This is a genomic window from Enterococcus devriesei (genome assembly GCF_001885905.1).
Taxonomy (GTDB): Bacteria; Bacillota; Bacilli; order Lactobacillales; family Enterococcaceae; genus Enterococcus_A; species Enterococcus_A devriesei.
On sequence record NZ_JXKM01000007.1, the window covers coordinates 172,730 to 191,974 of the forward strand.

Annotated in this window: 14 protein-coding genes; all 14 read left to right on the forward strand. The window is 39.4% G+C overall.

Annotated elements, in window-relative coordinates; genetic code table 11:
• Window positions 1-23 precede the first annotated feature (23 nt).
• A complete protein-coding gene (gene deoC, locus RV00_RS11300) occupies window positions 24-686 on the forward strand; it encodes a deoxyribose-phosphate aldolase (RefSeq protein ID WP_071862694.1) in 663 nt (220 codons plus the stop codon).
• 85 nt (window positions 687-771) lie between these two features.
• Entirely contained in the window at window positions 772-1,164 is a 393-nt protein-coding gene (locus tag RV00_RS11305; protein WP_071862695.1) for a cytidine deaminase, read from the forward strand.
• 63 nt (window positions 1,165-1,227) lie between these two features.
• Window positions 1,228-2,325, forward strand: coding sequence for a BMP family lipoprotein (locus tag RV00_RS11310; RefSeq protein WP_071862696.1), 1,098 nt, complete (start codon window positions 1,228-1,230; stop codon window positions 2,323-2,325).
• Window positions 2,326-2,552: 227 nt separating this feature from the next.
• Window positions 2,553-4,088, forward strand: a complete 1,536-nt coding sequence (locus tag RV00_RS11315; protein WP_246570075.1) for an ABC transporter ATP-binding protein — start codon at window positions 2,553-2,555, stop codon at window positions 4,086-4,088.
• On the forward strand, window positions 4,081-5,211 hold the full coding sequence (locus tag RV00_RS11320) for an ABC transporter permease (RefSeq protein WP_071862698.1): 1,131 nt from the start codon (window positions 4,081-4,083) through the stop codon (window positions 5,209-5,211). The genes RV00_RS11315 and RV00_RS11320 overlap by 8 nt, the downstream gene beginning before the upstream one ends.
• The gene (locus RV00_RS11325; protein ID WP_071862699.1) at window positions 5,211-6,164 is read left to right on the forward strand and encodes an ABC transporter permease; all 954 of its coding nucleotides are present in this window, start codon (window positions 5,211-5,213) and stop codon (window positions 6,162-6,164) included. The genes RV00_RS11320 and RV00_RS11325 overlap by 1 nt, the downstream gene beginning before the upstream one ends.
• 307 nt (window positions 6,165-6,471) lie before the next feature.
• On the forward strand, window positions 6,472-7,644 hold the full coding sequence (gene deoB, locus RV00_RS11330) for a phosphopentomutase (RefSeq protein ID WP_071862700.1): 1,173 nt from the start codon (window positions 6,472-6,474) through the stop codon (window positions 7,642-7,644).
• Window positions 7,645-7,951: 307 nt separating this feature from the next.
• Window positions 7,952-8,770, forward strand: coding sequence for a purine-nucleoside phosphorylase (locus RV00_RS11335; protein ID WP_071862701.1), 819 nt, complete (start codon window positions 7,952-7,954; stop codon window positions 8,768-8,770).
• A 53-nt stretch (window positions 8,771-8,823) separates the two neighbouring features.
• Entirely contained in the window at window positions 8,824-9,528 is a 705-nt protein-coding gene (gene deoD / locus RV00_RS11340; protein WP_071862702.1) for a purine-nucleoside phosphorylase, read from the forward strand.
• A 220-nt stretch (window positions 9,529-9,748) separates the two neighbouring features.
• On the forward strand, window positions 9,749-11,203 hold the full coding sequence (locus tag RV00_RS11345; protein ID WP_071862703.1) for a helix-turn-helix domain-containing protein: 1,455 nt from the start codon (window positions 9,749-9,751) through the stop codon (window positions 11,201-11,203).
• Window positions 11,200-11,541 carry a hypothetical protein gene (locus tag RV00_RS11350; RefSeq protein WP_071862704.1) on the forward strand — a complete coding sequence of 114 codons (342 nt, stop codon included), beginning with the start codon at window positions 11,200-11,202 and terminating at the stop codon, window positions 11,539-11,541. Before RV00_RS11345 ends, RV00_RS11350 begins: the two co-directional genes overlap by 4 nt.
• Entirely contained in the window at window positions 11,538-12,263 is a 726-nt protein-coding gene (locus RV00_RS11355; protein WP_071862705.1) for an MSCRAMM family protein, read from the forward strand. The genes RV00_RS11350 and RV00_RS11355 overlap by 4 nt, the downstream gene beginning before the upstream one ends.
• The gene (locus RV00_RS11360) at window positions 12,256-14,646 is read left to right on the forward strand and encodes a lectin-like domain-containing protein (RefSeq protein ID WP_071862706.1); all 2,391 of its coding nucleotides are present in this window, start codon (window positions 12,256-12,258) and stop codon (window positions 14,644-14,646) included. The genes RV00_RS11355 and RV00_RS11360 overlap by 8 nt, the downstream gene beginning before the upstream one ends.
• 180 nt (window positions 14,647-14,826) lie before the next feature.
• Window positions 14,827-19,245: collagen binding domain-containing protein (locus tag RV00_RS11365; RefSeq protein ID WP_071862707.1), on the forward strand; the 4,419-nt coding region annotated here is incomplete at its 3' end.

Genomic DNA, 19,245 nt, shown 5'->3' on the forward strand with positions numbered 1-19,245 from the left:
ATAAAAAGAAGTGGGGAATAATAATGGAAATCAATCGCATGATCGACCACACGATCTTAAAAGCCGATGCAACAAAAGCAGATGTAATGAAAATTATCGAAGAAGCGAAAAAATATCGTTTCTATTCTGTTTGTATCAATCCAACTTGGGTGGCATTAGCTGCTAAAGAATTACAAGGCGAACCAGTTGCAGTATGTACTGTAATCGGATTTCCGTTAGGTGCGAACACAACAGAAACAAAAGCCTTTGAGGCGACGAATGCTATCGCAAACGGTGCAGCTGAAGTCGATATGGTCATCAACATTGGCGAATTAAAAGACGGCAACTATGAAAAAGTGCAAAAAGATATCGAAGCAGTCGTAGCGGCTGCCAAAGACAAAGCGTTAGTTAAAGTGATTATCGAAACGTCTCTATTAACAAATGAAGAGAAAGTCAAAGCCTGTGAATTAGCAAAAGCAGCTGGAGCGGACTTTGTCAAAACATCAACTGGTTTTTCAACCGGCGGCGCAACTGTTGAAGATGTCCGCTTGATGCGTGAAACAGTCGGACCTGAAATGGGTGTCAAAGCCTCTGGTGGGATTCACAATGCTAAAGAAGCAGAAGCAATGATCGAAGCCGGTGCGACTCGTCTAGGTGCTAGCTCAGGTGTTGCAATCATGAACGGCCTTTCTGGTACAGGATACTAGACGTCAGCTTTGCGATTTATTAGCTAAGTAAAATTGACATGCTTTTCAGATTGAAAGGCAAAGGTAAATGTAGGAGGCAGTTCACATGAGCAAACAAGAATGGATCGACATTGCTGTCGATGCGCTGGATAAAGCATATGTTCCTTATTCACACTTTCCAGTTGGCGCTTGTTTAGTAACAAAAGAGGGTAAAACTTATCAAGGATTGAATATCGAAAATGCCTCATACGGATTATCGAATTGTGCTGAGCGAACAGCTTTTTTCAAAGCCGTATCAGAAGGCGAACGAGCATTCAGTCATCTAGTCATTGCTGGGCACACACCAGAACCGATTTCGCCGTGTGGCGCTTGCCGCCAAGTCATGGCAGAATTTTGTGATCCAGAAATGCCGGTAACCTTAGTCGGTGATAACGGAGTCGTAAAAGAAATGACCGTTGAAGCGTTACTGCCATATATGTTCACTGAAAAAGATCTATAAACCATGTTCAATTCAGTCGTAGGACTGTTGAAAAAAAACCACAATTTAGGGGGCTTTACAGAAATGAAAAAAGCAAAATTATTTGGTCTTGGCGCCGTAGCAATGGCATCATTGCTAGCTTTAGGAGCATGCGGAGGCGGAGGCGGCGGTACAACTGATTCATCAGGTGGATCTGCCAAAGAAGATGCAAAACACAGCGTTGCGATCGTAACAGATATCGGTGGAGTGGACGACCGTTCATTTAACCAAAGTGCTTGGGAAGGTCTTCAAGCTTGGGGTAAAGATCACGATATCAAAAAAGGCAATGGCGGCTATAACTATATCCAATCAAACGATGCTTCTGAATACGAACAAAATATCACACAAGCTGTAACAAATGGGTTTAAAACAGTCTTCGGGATTGGTTACTTATTAGCTGACCCAATTTCTGCAGCAGCAGATCAAAACCCAGATACAAACTTCGTTATTATCGATTCAGTGATCGATGGCAAGAAAAATGTTGCCTCTGCAACTTTTAAAGATCAAGAAGCTGCTTACTTAGCAGGTGTTGCGGCAGCTGAAACAACAAAATCAGACAAATTAGGCTTTATCGGTGGTGAAGAAGGTGCCGTTATCGACCGTTTCCAAGCTGGTTTTGAAAAAGGCGTAAAAGACACTGCTGATAAATTAGGTAAAGACATTTCTGTAGATGTACAATATGCGGCATCATTTGGTGATCCAGCCAAAGGTAAAGCTCTAGCAGCGAACATGTACAACAGCGACATCGACATTATTTATCATGCTTCAGGCGGTACAGGCCAAGGGGTCTTCTCAGAAGCTAAAGCACGTAACGAAAAATTAGATGAAGCCGACAAAGTTTGGGTTATCGGTGTTGATAGCGACCAACAAAAAGAAGGTAAATACGAATCTAAAGACGGCAAAGACAGCAACTTCTGTTTAACTTCAACACTTAAAGGTGTAGGGGCAGCCGTACAAGATATTTCTACTCGTGCGCTAGAAGATAAATTCCCTGGTGGCGAACACTTATCTTATGGTTTGAAAGATGGCGGTGTTTCTCTAACTGACGGTTTCCTTTCTGACAAAGCTAAAGATGCTGTTAAAGAAGCAAAAGATAAAGTTTCTGATGGCGACATCAAAGTTCCAGAAACGCCTGAAAAATAATTCGGGTTGAGGTTCGAACAGAAACAGTTTCTGTTCCACCGGTTGACCATAGCTCCAATAGGAGGAGCTATGGTCCTCTTTTAAAATAAACCTTCTTTTTTTAGCCAAGTTATGACTCAGGTTAGATTTGGCTAAGGGAAGAACGCCCTTAACGTTGCAATGTTTTTTAGGCTTAAAAAGCGATAGGATGTGAAAAGAAAGTGACAGAAGAACAAAATGTCATTGAAATGCGCAATATCACCAAACAATTTGGCACTTTTAAAGCAAATGACAACATCAATCTGCAAGTCAGAAAAGGTGAGATTCATGCACTTTTAGGCGAAAATGGTGCCGGAAAATCGACACTAATGAATGTTTTGTCAGGTCTACTGCAGCCAACTTCTGGTGAAATTTTGATGGATGGCCAAAAGGTTGATATTTCAAGTCCAACGAGAGCAAATCAATTAGGGATCGGAATGGTCCATCAGCATTTCATGTTAGTGGATGCCTTTACCGTTACAGAAAATATTATTCTAGGTAGCGAACCAAATAAGGGCGGCATACTAGACAAAAAAGAAGCTAAGGCAGAAATCGTGCGTTTGTCACAAGAGTATGGCTTGAAGGTTGACCCAGATGCGTACATACGTGATATTTCAGTCGGGATGCAACAACGGGTCGAAATTCTGAAAACTTTATACCGCGGTGCGAATGTGTTGATCTTTGATGAACCAACAGCGGTGTTGACGCCCCAAGAAATCGATGAATTGATCAGTATTATGGGTGGTTTAATTCGTGAAGGCAAATCGATTATCTTGATCACTCACAAGTTAGATGAAATCAAAAAAGTCGCCGATCGTTGTTCCGTTATTCGTCGCGGACAATACATTGGGACAGTCGATGTCAAAGATGTCAGTTCGCAGCAGTTAGCGGATATGATGGTGGGTCGTTCTGTTTCATTTAAAACTGATAAAATCGCGGCGACACCAGGTGAAGTTGTTCTTTCAATCAAAGATTTAGTCGTAAAAGAAAGCCGCGGCTTGGAAGCTGTTAAGAACTTATCATTAGATGTTCACCGTGGCGAAGTGGTCGGGATTGCCGGCATCGACGGCAATGGTCAAACGGAATTGATTCAAGCCTTAACCGGCTTACGCAAAGTCGAAAGCGGATCAGTCACTATCAACGGAAAAGATGTGACCGGTAAAGCCCCTCGTCATATTACTGAAACCGGTGTGGGACACGTACCAGAGGATCGGCATAAATATGGACTGATTCTACCGTTGCCATTATCAGAAAATATCGCTTTACAGTCTTACTATCATACACCATTTAGTAAAAATGGTATTTTGAACTATGGCGAGATCGATCGCTATGCGAAACGCTTGATCGAAGAGTATGACGTACGGACGACTAGCGAGAAGGCGCCAGCTGCTTCACTTTCAGGTGGAAATCAGCAAAAGGCGATCATCGCACGAGAAGTTGACCGTGATCCAGATCTATTGATCGTATCACAACCAACTCGCGGTCTTGACGTAGGTGCGATTGAATACATCCACAAACGGTTAGTCGAGCAGCGTGATAAACAAAAAGGGGTATTACTTGTCAGTTTTGAGCTAGATGAAATTTTGAATGTCTCTGACCGAATCGCGGTTATCCACTCAGGTGAGATCGTTGGGATCGTAAACCCGAAAGAAACTTCTGAAAATGAACTAGGTCTGTTAATGGCCGGGTATAGTTTAGAAGAGGCGCGAGCAGAATTAGCAAAGGCTGGTGAGACAAATGAATGATCGCTCAGAGCGTATTAGAAATATATTGGTCCCAATTATTTCAGTTATTCTAGGATTTATTCTTGGGGCTATTTTAATGGCGGTGTTTGGTTTTAACCCAATTGAAGGGTATAACGCCATGTTTAGTTCAGCTTTCCAAAGCAAAATGTCGATTGGTGAGATTTTAGTTGGCGCAGGTCCATTGATCTTTACCGCGTTAGGCTTCTCAGTGGCCAACTCAGCAGGTTTCTTCAATATCGGGCTTTCCGGTCAAGCATTATGTGGCTGGGTGGCAAGTATCTGGGTGGCGTTAAGCATGCCGGATTCACCCAAAATTATCGTATTACCATTAGCAATTATTGTTGGAGCTTTAGCCGGTGCGGCTGCTGCGGCAATTCCTGGTTTGTTACGGGCGTTCTTTGGAACCAGTGAAGTAATTGTGACGATCATGATGAACTATGTCATTCTTTATGTAGCTAATCACATCGTCAATCACGTAATGTCGCCGGATGTTATCTCTAACAAAGGGGTCACAAAAGCAGTTGGCTTAAACGCCTCGCTACGTGAACCGTGGCTGACTGAATTATTTGGCGGCTCGCGGGTCAATATGGGAATCCTTTTAGCAGTCGTTTTCTTAGTGGTTGTTTGGTTCTTAATGAAACGCACAACATTAGGTTTTGAAATTCGTTCCGTTGGTTTAAACCCATTCGCTTCTGAATATGCCGGAATGAGCAGCAAACGTACGATCGTAATTTCAATGATCATTTCTGGCGCACTAGCTGGTCTTGGTGGCGTCGTTTATGGACTAGGAACCTTCATGAACTATTTTGTTCAAGGTTCTTCTATCAGTATCGGGTTCGACGGGATGGCCGTGTCATTATTAGGAAACGGCAGCTCGATTGGAATCCTATTATCAGCATTATTATTCAGTGTGTTAAAACTTGGCGGTCAAGGAATGCAGTTCTCTGGAATTCCTAGTGAACTAGCCAATAGTGTTATTCCTTTGATTATTTTCTTCGTAGCGATTAACTATATCGTTCGAGTAGGGCTTGCGAAAGTCATGGGCGGCAAAAAAGAAGTCGCGACTGTTCAAAAAGTGGAAAGTGCTCCGAATGATGAATCTGAAAAAGGGGGCAAAGTCTAATGAATATGGATTTGTTAGCGTCAATTATTGCTCAGACACTCGTGTATTCTGCACCTTTGATCTTAACCGCGCTTGGCGGAGTATTCTCTGAACGCAGCGGGATCGTTAACGTTGGTTTGGAAGGGATCATGGTTGCCGGAGCTTTCAGTTCAGTCGTTTTCAACTTAGCTTTTGCGGATCAGTTTGGGGCTATGACACCATGGCTTGGTGTGCTAGTCGGCGGATTAGCCGGGATGGCCTTTTCATTGCTGCATGCCGTAGCAACAGTCAACTTCCGTGCGGACCACATTATTAGTGGTACGGTGATGAATCTATTGGCTCCGCCATTAGCGATCTTCTTGATCAAAGTAATTTATGGCAAAGGTCAAACAGATACGATCCAACAACAATTTGGTTACTTTGATTTTCCGGGGTTAAGCAAGATCCCAGTTATAGGAGAATTGTTCTTCAAAAATACTAGCTTGCCGGCCTATTTCGCCATTTTAGTTGCGGTGATTTCTTGGTTTGTCATTTTCAAAACCCGCTTTGGTTTACGTCTTCGTTCAGTTGGTGAAAACCCACAAGCAGCGGATACGTTAGGGATTAATGTTTACGCATTGCGTTATGCTGGCGTGTTACTTTCAGGTTTCCTTGGCGGTATGGGTGGCGCGGTCTTCGCCCAATCAATCGCAGGACGCTTCGCCGCAACAACGATTGCTGGACAAGGCTTCATTTCATTAGCAGCAATGATCTTTGGTAAATGGAATCCGCTTGGTGCGATGGGCGCCGCCGTTTTCTTCGGCTTCGCACAAAACTTAAGTATCGCCGGATCAAACTTACCGATTATCTCGCAAATTCCAGATGTATATTTACAATCAGCACCATATGTATTGACGATTGTCGTACTGGTTCTCTTCTTAGGAAAATCAGCCGCACCAAAAGCCGATGGTGTCAATTACATCAAATCAAAATAATTCTTTTGTTTTTAAAGGGCGGGACTATGGGACAGTGTTTCTTAGTCACGCCCTTTTTGCCATTTTTCGCGGTTTTTAGAAAATACGTTCAGCTAAACTGGGCTAGCTACTAGTACGCAATCCAATTTAAAAAAATTGTAGAAATAATTTTCCAGAGGCTAAACCACAATAGCTTTCAGTTTACGGAAACTTAAGAACCCAATATACTGGAGCTGGGATTACCATTTCATAAAATGTAACGTAGTTAGATTATGGGCGGGTTTCGATTGGCTCATTAGATATAAATTAATAGAAAGAGGGAATAGAAATGTTTAAGCGCATTCACTTAGTCGTTATGGATTCAGTTGGTATTGGGGAAGCACCGGATGCTGATAAATTTGGAGACGTTGGATCAGATACGTTAGGCCACATTGCAAAAGAGGCTGGATTGACGATCCCACATTTAGAACAATTAGGTTTGGGAACGATTCGTCCATTAGCCGGTGTGAAAGATGTTGCAGATCATGATGGTTATGCGACGAAGCTAGAAGAAATTTCTGTCGGCAAAGATACGATGACGGGACATTGGGAGATTGCTGGATTAAATATCCAAACGCCTTTCCGTGTATTCCCTGAAGGATTCCCACAAGAGTTGTTAGACAAGATCACGGAATTTTCTGGTCGTGGTATTATTATGGGGGCGAATAAACCTTATAGCGGGACAGAAGTTATTAAAGATTTTGGGGAAGAGCAAATGAAGACCGGCGACTTGATCATCTATACATCGGCTGATCCAGTATTGCAGATCGCGGCTCACGAAGAAATCATCCCGTTAGAAGAATTGTATAAGATTTGCCAATACGTGCGTGATATTACGAAGGACGATCCATATATGATCGGTCGGATCATTGCTCGCCCGTATGTTGGAGAACCTGGTAGCTTTACTCGGACTAGCAATCGTCATGACTATGCCCTTGATCCATTTGGCAAAACGGTCTTGGATTCATTGAAGGACAACGGCAAAGACGTCATCGCTGTAGGGAAGATCAATGATATTTTCAATGGTCAAGGAATCACTGCCGCTGTTCGGACAAAGAGCAATATGGACGGTGTCGATCAATTACTGAATGTGATGAAAGAAGATTTCACTGGCTTAAGTTTTACGAACTTAGTTGATTTTGACGCGTTGTTCGGTCATCGTCGCGATGTCGTTGGTTATGCCCACGCAATCGAAGAATTCGATTTACGAATTCCAGAAATTTTGGATGCGATGCAAGAGGACGATTTGTTGATGATCACCGCTGACCATGGAAATGATCCAACCTTTACCGGAACCGATCATACCCGTGAATATGTGCCGTTCTTAGTTTATAGCAAAAAAATGGCGGCTCAAGGCAAATTGCCACAAGGCTATTACTCAGATATCGCGGCAACAATTGCAGAAAACTTCGACGTGCCAGCAACCGAAAATGGCGAAAGCTTCTTAAAACTTTTAAAATAAGAGCCAACTCTTATTAAATTGGTGCAGTTTAGCAAAATGCTTGACATGGTGAACACTAAACTCATTTTTCATTTTTTGATAAATGAATCCTTTAAAACGAACTAGGATGTCAGTTCCGCTTTTACCAGTTTTACTTCTTGCTTTAGCAAGACTAGTAGAATGGTATGCGTAGGAAAATCAATTACTAAACTTAGGGTTAGCTCTTAATAGATTAATGTAGTTTAGCGGAATGCTATACGTGGTGAGCATCAAACTCATTTTTCACTTTTTGAAAAATGAATTCTTTAAAACGAACTAGGAGGACTTTATGACAGACTTACAGGATAAAATTCAACAAACAGCCAGCTATATTCAAGACAAAGGCGTAGCTGATGTTGCGTTTGGTTTAATCTTAGGCTCAGGTCTAGGGGAACTAGCAGAAGAAATCGAAAATCCAGTGGTGATCCCTTACAATGAGATCCCTCATTTTCCAGTTTCTACAGTAATAGGCCACGCGGGTCAATTGGTTTACGGAACACTTGCAGGACAAAAAGTTTTAGCGATGCAAGGACGCTTTCATTACTATGAAGGCAACCCAATGGAAACGGTGACTTATCCGGTTCGTGTGATGGCAGGATTAGGAATTCATTCAGTCATCGTGACCAATGCCGCTGGCGGCGTAAATGAAGGTTTCCAACCAGGCAATTTGATGCTGATCACCGATCATATCAACTTCATGGGAACGAATCCATTGATTGGACCAAACGATGAAAATATGGGACCACGCTTCCCGGATATGAGTGCGGCCTATACAAAAGATTATCAAGTAAAAGCACGGGAAGCGGCGAAAAAATTGACGCTTGATTTAAAAGAGGGGGTCTACATGGGCTTCACGGGTCCAACGTATGAGACACCAGCAGAAATTCGGATGGCGCGGGTCCTAGGGGCAGATGCAGTTGGTATGTCAACCGTACCGGAAGTTATTGTAGCAGCGCACAGCGGTATGAAAGTGCTGGGAATTTCGTGCATCACCAACTTGGCGGCAGGCATGCAAGCCAACTTGAACCATGCAGAAGTCGTTGAAACGACCGAACGGGTCAAAGAAGACTTCAAGAAATTGATTAAAGAAACACTAGCAGTGTTATAGTTAGATAGAAGAAACAAGAATGAATACATTAAGTACGAAATAGGAGGAATAAAATGAGCGTTCATATTGAAGCGAAGCAAGGGGAAATCGCAGATAAAATTTTGTTACCGGGAGATCCGTTGCGGGCGAAATTTATCGCGGAGAATTTTTTAGAAGACGCGAAATGCTACAACAATGTGCGAGGCATGTTAGGTTTCACTGGAACTTACAAAGGGGAACGAGTATCTGTCCAAGGAACGGGAATGGGAATGCCGTCTGCTGGAATTTATGCGCAAGAATTAATCCAATCATACGGTGTGAAGAAATTAATTCGCGTAGGAACGTGTGGTGCTTTATCAAAAGATGTTCATGTTCGTGACTTAATTATTGCTCAAGGAGCAGTGACTAGTTCATCGATGGTGAAAAAGCATTTTCCGGATTTCCATTTTGCACCGATCGCGGATTTTGATTTGATGCTGAAGGCTTATGAAGTGGCGAAAGAAAAAGGTTTCGCCACTCATGTAGGAAATGTTTTATCAGAAGATACCTTCTATAAGGATGATATGGATTCTACCTTCAAATTGGCTGAATACGGTGTGATGGGTGTGGAAATGGAAGCGGCGATTTTGTACTATTTAGGTGCGAAGTTCAACGTTCAAGCGCTTGGTATCATGACCGTCAGCGACCACATGATCACAGGTGAAGAAACTACGTCTGAAGAACGTCAAAACACGTTCAAAGATATGATGTATGTCGGGTTGGAAACAATAATTCGCTAAATATTGTTATTAAAAACTAATGAAAAAAATAGTTTGAAAAGGAAGCCTCTAAATTAGAAGAGGCTTCCTTTTTTTGAGATTATTTGTAATTTGTATATAATGGTGAAAAGTCCATATCTTTTTATTTTTTTATAAATAAAAAGGATAATTTCTAATTTAGATTGACAAAAATAAATGTTGGGATGTTTATAATAGCGTTAATAATATCATGGAGAAAACAATGACAATTAATTTAATGGAATTCTTGGATGAGTCTGCTCGATATCGATTAAATATTTTGCAAATATTTGATTTACGAAAAGGGCAATTTATTTCAAGTGATTTATTGATAGAATTTTTGGGTATTTCCAAATTTAAATTGAATAATTATTTGACTGAATTGGAAAAAGATTTAGGTGAGACTGAAGATACGCGACTACATCGGTTAGCCAGAGGGGAAATCGAAATCGTCCATTTAACAAATGAGGTCATTCGACAACTACGTCTTAAATATGTAAAAGCATCAGAGACATTCATTTTTTTTCAAGAATTGGTTCTCTATGGGACTTCAGCAGAAAAGTTTGCCCAAAAAAATTTTTTGAGCCGTTCAAAGGCCTATTTAATTAAGAATAATTTAGGGAAAATTGTACGTAGTGCAGGTGTGAAGGTAGGCGATAGTGAATTACGTGGTGATGAGACAGCAGTCCGTAATTTACTATTTGAAGTCTATTATTATTTTTTTAACGGGATTGAGTCGCCGTTTCCTCAAGAACTACAGACAGAAATTCGTTCATATATCGAACTAATCCGTAGCGTTTTTCATATTGAACGGATATTAACACGTTTAATTAAACTAGAATTATTTCTAGGGATTGTACTAATTCGATGGAAACAAAAACGATTTATCATAATTAAGGAAGCTATTCTTAATATGAATGTTATCCATCAAATACTTGGAGATTTCCCTTTGTACTTAAAGAAAGTAACCCAAGAATACCAGCTGCCACAAGCAATTTTACATGATGAGAATGTTTGGCTATTTCGCTTTTTATTGGCAGAAGAATGCTTACCTTTATCAGAGTACCAAGATGTTTTGATTGAGCACACGGAGTTAATGGATATTACGAACCAACAGGTTACTTTTGTATTTGATCAAATTACATTCGAAGATGTCCCGACAACCGAAATAGACTGTATCGCTGAAAAGTTGAAAATGGAGTTATTGTTGATCAACTTCAAATTGGATTGTTCAAGTTATACACAAACGACTTTTATTTCTAAAGACCAAATTGTCTATTTTGCAGAATCCTACCCACAATTTCATATGTGTGCGCAAAAATTAGCGAAGATTACTCATCAGCGATTGCCACAAACGAATGAAAATAACTTGTACTATGATTATCTCTTTACTATTATCTCGTCGATTCCACCGGTATTTGTCAAAGATAAGGTATTTGTTTGTGTCGATTTTTCTAAGGGACGGGCTTATAGCGAGTTCATTGCTCAAAATATTCAATCATTTCGTAGCTTAAACGTAGAGATTCAGAAGAAAGTAAACAATCAAACCCAAATTTATATTTCAGACTTTATGGTAGATAAACTTGTTTGCCGACAAATTATCTGGAAGAATCCACCCTCAGATGAAGACTGGATGTTTTTTGGTGATACCGTGGTAAAAGTGAGGAAAGAAAAGTGAAATTAAGTAAATACTTAACAGGCAGTATGTTAATCGCTGCCTGTCTTTATCAAACAATTTTATTGTCAGAAATCCCTTGGAATCAAGATTTGGCTATATTTGAAGATATAACACAAATAGAGGGCTATCGAGTAGCAAAAATAGAGCAGAATGGAAAAAATATTGACGTCTATAATAAACGAAAACATAATAAACTTTTGTCGATCGAAAATCGGCTAGCGATAATGCAAAGCCAAACAACAACGGGTGGAAACGGAGAAAATCATAGTCAGTTGGGAATTCAAATGGCTAAATTCAGCGGTAATTTGGTCTACGGGGAGAGGAGAGGCAACGAATGAAACAATTATTGGGGATCGGGCTTTTATTCATAACCTGCGGAATTATTTTAACAGCACCACTTTTAGGTTTTGGTGTAAATAATCCAAGTGGACCCCATGTTAAACTTTCGAAGGCCAAAGTAATTTCCAATAAAAGCAACTTAACTTTAGACGCAGGAAACATACAGTCAAATACTGCTAAAGTACTAATTAATCGCTTGGAAAAAGGGTTACCAAAAGGAAAGTCTGGAATTCAAACATTTGATAAGACAACTGGAGAAGCACTGCCGGGAGCCGTCTACCGTTTAACAGATGCCGAAGGAAATAAAACAGAGCGAAGAACAAATCAAAGGGGACAACTGATTTTAACTGATTTAACCAAGCAGTACTATACAGTGGAGCAACTGAAAGCCCCTGCCGGGTACCATGCGAATTCGCAACCTCAAGCGATTGATTTGACAAAAAAACAGCAGCATTTAACTTTCTTTAATCAAAGAAAAAATGACACTGTAATCGTCACGGTTCGAGACGTAGAAAGAGGGACGGTCCTGCCTAAGACCAGCTTCATACTTACGCAGGATTCAAAGAAAATTGCGAAACCGCAGAGTGATATATATGGCAGAATCGTTTTAGCTGATTTAGCAGTTGGTACATATAAGTTGATACAAATAAAGGCAGCGGCTGATTACGAAGTAAATCCAAATAAAATAACTTTTACAGTGAGGGAGGCCGGCAATGAATAAAAAGTCTATAGCTGTATTTGTAATTTTTAGTTTAGTTAGTTTCTATTTCAGTACGCCTGTTGCGGCAACTATTCCTCATAGTTTAAAGGTAAGCGACAATGCGGTGACAGTTACCAAGGATACTTTTTTAGATCATTTTTCTTTGCATGGTACAGCGAGTTATGAACAGACAACAGGGATTGTAACCCTAACTCAAGATCAACAAAATCAAGTAGGCAATTTTACTTTAAATGATCGTATTGATTTAGCAGGTTCTTTTTCTTTGAAGGGCGCAGTAAACTTAGGAAATAAATTAGATTCTCAAGGCGGAGCTGACGGAATCGGTGTAGCTTTTCACACAGGAAAGTCGTCTGAGATAGGAGAAATCGGAGAAAGTATCGGCATTGGTGGCTTATCGAATGCATTAGGATTCAAATTAGATACTTATTGGAATCAAACCGATCCTACCGAAGGTCGTGATCATCCATTTGGTGCATTTGTCAGAACGGGAAGTATTCCTCCTTATTCTGCTGAGACGGATAAAGACAGTATCCAATATTTAGGCAAAAACGCGGTATCTGAATCAGGTGAAGTATTCCATGATTTTTCAGTTATTTATAATGGTCAAACAAAAGAATTTTCAGTTACATATCAAAGCGAAGAAGGACCATTATTTTGGCAAACCACTGTCCCAAATACAATTGAAGCTTATTCATTAGCAATGAGCGCATCAACTGGTGGCAATTCGAACAAACAGCAATTCAGAATTGATCAGTTCGAATATTCATCGAAGGATGAAGCAGATACAAAAGGGAGTATCGTTTTACAATTGAAGGATCAAACTGGGCAGGCGATTAAAGATGCTGTTTTCTATTTATATGGAGCCGATGATCAATTATTATCAGAATTAATGACTGATGATGATGGAAAAATTAAAGTGGAAGAATTGCCCTTTGGTAGTTACTATTTCATAGAGAAATCAGTCCCGGCGGGCTATATCAAAGATGCTGAGAGATATGACCTTACCTTGGATAAAGATCATAGGAATCAGGCAGTCGCTGTGACAAATCAAAAAGAATTATTCGGGAAGTTAAAAATTTTAGTGAGAGACTCGGTGAGTCATCAGCCACTTTCCGGATCGATGTTTGTGTTACGAAACGATGATACGCAGACTGAAGTAAATAGCACAACTGAAGCGCTTGGAGTAGAAGGATTTTCTCAAGTTCCTTATGGAAATTACCAAATAGTTCAAAAAAGAGCGCCTAATGGGTACATAGGAACGAACAATCAGAAAATCGCGTTAAATGAACCGAATCAAGAGATAATAATTGAAAACACTAAAATCATTAATAAAGGAACATTATTGGTAAATGTAGTCGATCAAAAAAAAGTGACTCAACCAATAGCAGCTGTAGCATTCGTTTTGAAAGATCAAACAGGGAAGGTAGTCACTACTGTCAAAACAGATGAACAGGGGAAATTCAAAGTAGCTGATCTTCCTTATGGCCAGTACGTGCTTGAACAAACCAGCTTTTTGACCGGATATCAAGAAGTTGAGCAAACTAGGAGCTTCAATTTGCAAAGCCCTGAAATGACGTTGACACTTACGAATAGACGAAAAGCAGCATCAAATCAGACAAAAAAAATAGAAAATGAAAAAGAGACTACTCACACAAATAAAGATCCAGCCAATTCTATCGTAGGAGAGCCAGAAACTGTTGCCAGTCAAGCTAAAACAGTCAGAGGGCTAAGTCACTTTCCTTCTATAGTCGGTACAGCTAAAAGAAATATGCTGCAAAATACTCAAGAAAAGGGCCTACTTACTATAGTGAATCATGATATGCAAGGTTCGTTGTTAGGAAACAGTAAATTTATGATCTATTCTGAAGGTAAACAATCACAGTATCAACTGCGCCTGGGTCCAGATGGCCGTGGTCAGTTAGACTTACCTTATGGAGAATATATAGTTCATCAAACGGAGGCTTCTGTCGGATTTGTCAAAAATCCGAAACGCTATCGAGTAATTTTAAATAAGGACCATTCTACTCAGCAAATAATTATTCAAAATTCACAACTGAAAACTTCCCAAATCAAAGAGTTAGTAAATCAGCAGACACAAACGGTATTACCTGCTGAAGAAAATGAATTGATTTGGACTATTAATATTGATTTTAGAACAGATATTTTAGAGACAGAAGAGTTAGTTTTAACCAATGTACTGCCGAAAGAACTCAGTCTAGAACGTGCTAGTTCGACTTCTGTTAATGGCTTGAAAGATTATGGAACGTTTAGCCAAAAGGGCCGACAGCTTATTTTTAAATTTAAGAAACATGAGGATAGTTTTTCTTATTTAATCAATCAAAAAATTCACTTGGAATTAGTCAGTAAAAAAAGCAGCTCCTAAATGAGAGCTGCTTTTTTTGTTTTTAAAATTAATTAATCCATTTTTTTTTAACTTGACATGAAAAAATAAGGATTATCGATGCTCTAATTACCACAAATAAAAACTCTTTTTCTTTAAAATGAGTTCACATATTGAATTATTAAATATAAATGAACGATAAGAAAAGAGGACGGAAACACCATGTATAAAAAACAAATCTCAAAAATGATGTTTAGTTTCATGTGCCTACTAATTTTTTTACAGTATGTTACCCCAATAGTGGCATTGGCAACAGAAACGAAAGAGCCGGTTCAGTTAGCACAGCTAAAGGTGACTAATCGAGATCCAGCAACGCTAGAGGCGATCTTAGATCTGCAAATTAACAGCACTGAGCAATCTCAAACGCAGACACTAACTTTTAATGAAGGAGCAAATATCCAAAATATTCAAGCTGTAAATTCGGCCGAACCGACGAATGTTGAATATATTGCAAATAAGAATCAGATTGAAATGAAGGTTGACCCGAATGCAGGCCAGACACTCGAATTAAAACTAACCTTTGCAGCGAAAGATCTTGAAGCAGCTACTGAATTAACTGTTCAAACCAATCAGCAGAATTTAAATGCTGAACTGCCAACTATTGAATCCACTAAAGAAACTTCTTCATCTGAACTAGTGGAATCCTCTACGACTAATACTACTGATTATACTAAGAAAGAATCTGATCAGACTTCAGAAATAACGAGTGAATCTTCTGAAATTACTTCAAATACTGTTTCAAGTGATGGCGTGCAAGAAAACCAATCAGCAGAAAAAATTCCAGCAAAAATTAAAAGTACCACGAAAACGCGTAGTTCAGAGCCACAAGATATTCGTGGATTATTAACACAAGCAGGAATTGCACCAGCTACCTTGATTGACAACGCAAAAATTGAGTATTTTGATGAAAACGGCAAACTTTATCCAGATCAAAAGAATGTTCCTATTGATGCCCACGTGCATATTTCTTATAAATGGAGTATTCCTGAAGATATTTTGTCACAATTAAAAGCGGGAGATTATTTTGACTTTAAATTACCCAATGGTGTAACCATACAACCCGGTTCAGGTAAACTTGGTGATTACGGGACGTACACGATAGCTGAAGACGGTACGGTCCATTTTGTATTCAATCAAAAGGTTGAAACTGATCATGATATAAAGGGAACTTTTGATTATGATGCAAAATTTGATAAAACAACGGAACCAGGAGAAATAACTATTGATACACCAACTGAAGAAAATTTTCCTCCATCCACTATTCATATTCGGCCAAAATATGATCAAGCAATTGATAAGGCGGGACATTTTGATAAGACACCAAATCCAGATGAAGTGATCTGGGAGATTAACATTAATCGCCCATTGAATATGATGAAAAATGCCATGTTGACCGATCCAATGCCGGAAGGAACCACTTTTAAAACAGCTATTGTTTACCCTGAAACGGTTGATCGGGAGGGGAAAATAACTAGTGTTGATAAAGAGCATCCTTTGGTGGAAGGAAAGGATTATACGGTAAATGCTGCAGGGACAATCACATTTATCAATAGCTATGCAGAAACGAATCAGGCTTTTCAAGTTGTTTATACTACTAAGATTGATGAGGACAAGAAACCGGACAAAGGTAGAAGTGTCAAGTTTACCAATAAAGCAACTTTAGACGACGGCACCGCTAAAACGGATGCGTCAGCTACTGTCGCTGCTGAATATAAGGCTCCCATCACCAAAAAAGGACCTACTTCAACAGGGCAAAATCAAGAATATAAATGGAGTATTCAGTATAATTACAATGAAAAAAAACGTCCTGCCGGAACGACTGTTACAGATACAATGAGTGAGGCATTAAGATTAGTTGATAATAGTACACAACTTTATCGAATCACATTTGATAAGAATGGTAAAGAGGTACAGGGCGCTCTGTTAAAAGCCGGTGAAGATTACGAGTTGATTCAGGATCTATCAAATCCTCAAAAATTTACAATAAAATTTTTGAAAGATATTGATTACGCTGTTCGTATTGATTATCTAACAAAAGTTACTGGGTATGTGGATGATCCAACGAAAATCAGTAATTCAGTAGAGACGGATACGGATGATCATTCTTCATCTGGTGGAACCGCAGAACAGCAAGGAATCGTAAAGGGTTTTGATGGACCTATTGATTATGCTAAACGTGAGATTCCATGGAAAATTGATATTAATAATGCAGGTTATTGGATGGAAAACTGGGAACTGGAAGATATTTTTTCAGACGGTCTAACTTTAGTGAATGGTAGTTTCCAATTAATTGATCGCAGTGATAATAATCGTGTTTTAACTTCAAGTGAATATATTTTCACACAAACAGCAACAGGATTCAAACTTAGTTTTAAGGATCCATTAGCAAAGGGAACAGATCATAAATATCAAATCAAATATAAGACTGTGTTTGATACCAGTGTGATCGATCCAGGAAACGGTCATGAAGGTGATATAAAATTTAAAAACAAGGCATCGATGACTTGGAAAGACAAAAGTGGTGGTAATCATTCAAATAGTTCCGATAAGCCGTTTGACCCTCTACCAGCCTTTAAATACAATGGACAAAAATCAGGAGAATACAACGCAACGACTAAGAAAATTACTTGGACAGTCGCTGTGAACTATAATCAGCAAAAACTCCAAGATTCTTCGATTGTTGATCCAATTTCTACTCCACAAAATTATGTCGCAGGAAGTGGAAAATTGTATGAAGCTACTATTAATAAAGATGGTTCTTATATTCTTGGAGAGGAAACATCTGGGAAAATCACTGAGCCGACAAAAGATAATCCCAAAATTGAAGTAAAACTTCCGACTGGCAGTACTAAAGCATACGTCTTTGTGTTTGATACTAGCTTAATAGGAGAAATCATTGACCAAAAAGAATATAAAAATTCAGCAACTTTTACCAACGAGGGGATCTCACACAATCTAGATGCTAGTGTAACTCCTGCACATGCGGGTGAATTGGTTGAGAAGGACGGCGAGCAAGATTCTAGTGACAGTAGCTATGTGAAATGGCGCGTGACAGTAAATGGTTCTCAGTCAACAATGAAAGATGTTGAAGTGACCGATGAACCTTCAGCAAATCAATATGTAGCAGCAGACGATGTCAAAGTTTATGGGACAATAGTTGATAAGGCTGGAAACATAGCAAAAGATCCGAATACCGTGTTGATGGAAGGAACCGATTATCAATTAGCCATTCAAACAAATAACGAAACGGGTGCGCAAATAATCACTGTTAAGTTTCTAAAGCAGATTGAAACATCGTATGTGATTGAGTATAGAGCACTGATTACGTCAGATAAGGCTCAAGACGAAGCAACTAACCAAGCGCACATTAAAGGAATAAACGAAAAGACTTATACTGATGATGTAGAAAAAAATGTTGCTGTTATCAACCATTCAGGAACAGCAGAAGGATCAAAAGGTTCTGTTCTCTTCCAAAAACAAAATGAAGCTGGGGAAAAACTAGCTAATGCACACTTGCAGCTTTGGACAATTACAAAAGATGGACAAAAAGATAAGTTAGTTCGTGAAGGAGATACCGATGCGAAAGGTGAAATAAAATTAGGAAACTTACGAGTTGCCGATTATTTATTAATAGAAACAAAAGCACCTGCTGGATACACTATCAGTGATGAATTAGCAATGGGGAAAAAGGTAACGATTAAGAAGGATACAGAAACAACGACATTTGCACCACAAAAAATTATTAATCAACCGACAAAGGTCATTCTGCATAAGTCTGGAGAAACGGTAAATGCGTCAGGGCAAAGACAAAAAAATCCATTGGCTGGTGCAGTATTTGAAGTATTAGACAGTAAAGGTAAGGTTATTTCAGGTTATGAACGGTTAGTTTCTGACAAAACAGGAACAGTAACCATTGAAAAACTTGCTCCTGGCAACTATCAGATTGTTGAAATTAAGGCTCCAAACGATTATATCTTAGATAATAAGGTAATCGAATTCGAAGTGAAACAACAAGAGAATGGAATCATTCCGATGATTGATCTTGGGACAAAAATCAATTACCAAGGAAGCGCTGAATTAATCAAAAAAGATGATCAGGGTAATGCTTTAGCGGGCGCTGAGTTTAAAGTAATCGATGAGAAGAGTCAGACGGTTCAAGAAAAACTTGTTTCGACTAAAGATGGTGTTGTAGAGGTAGAAAATTTAGCGCCTGGCAACTATCGATTTGTTGAAACAAAAGCCCCCGCAGGTTATATTTTGAATAGTACCGATGTGCCCTTTGTCATTGAAGCTGAATCTAGGGACAAACCTACAGTTGTGATAGCCAGTGCTGACTTTATCAATTATAAAGGAAGCGCCCAATTAATTAAAAAGGATGCCCAAGGCAACGCCTTAGCTGGTGCTGAGTTTAAAGTAATCGATGAGCAAAATAAGACGATACAAGAAGATTTAGTATCGACTAAAGATGGCGTTGTAGAGGTAGAGAATTTAGCGCCTGGCAACTATCGATTTATTGAAACAAAAGCCCCTGCAGGTTATATTTTGAATAGTGCCGCTGTGCCCTTTGTCATTGAAGCTGAA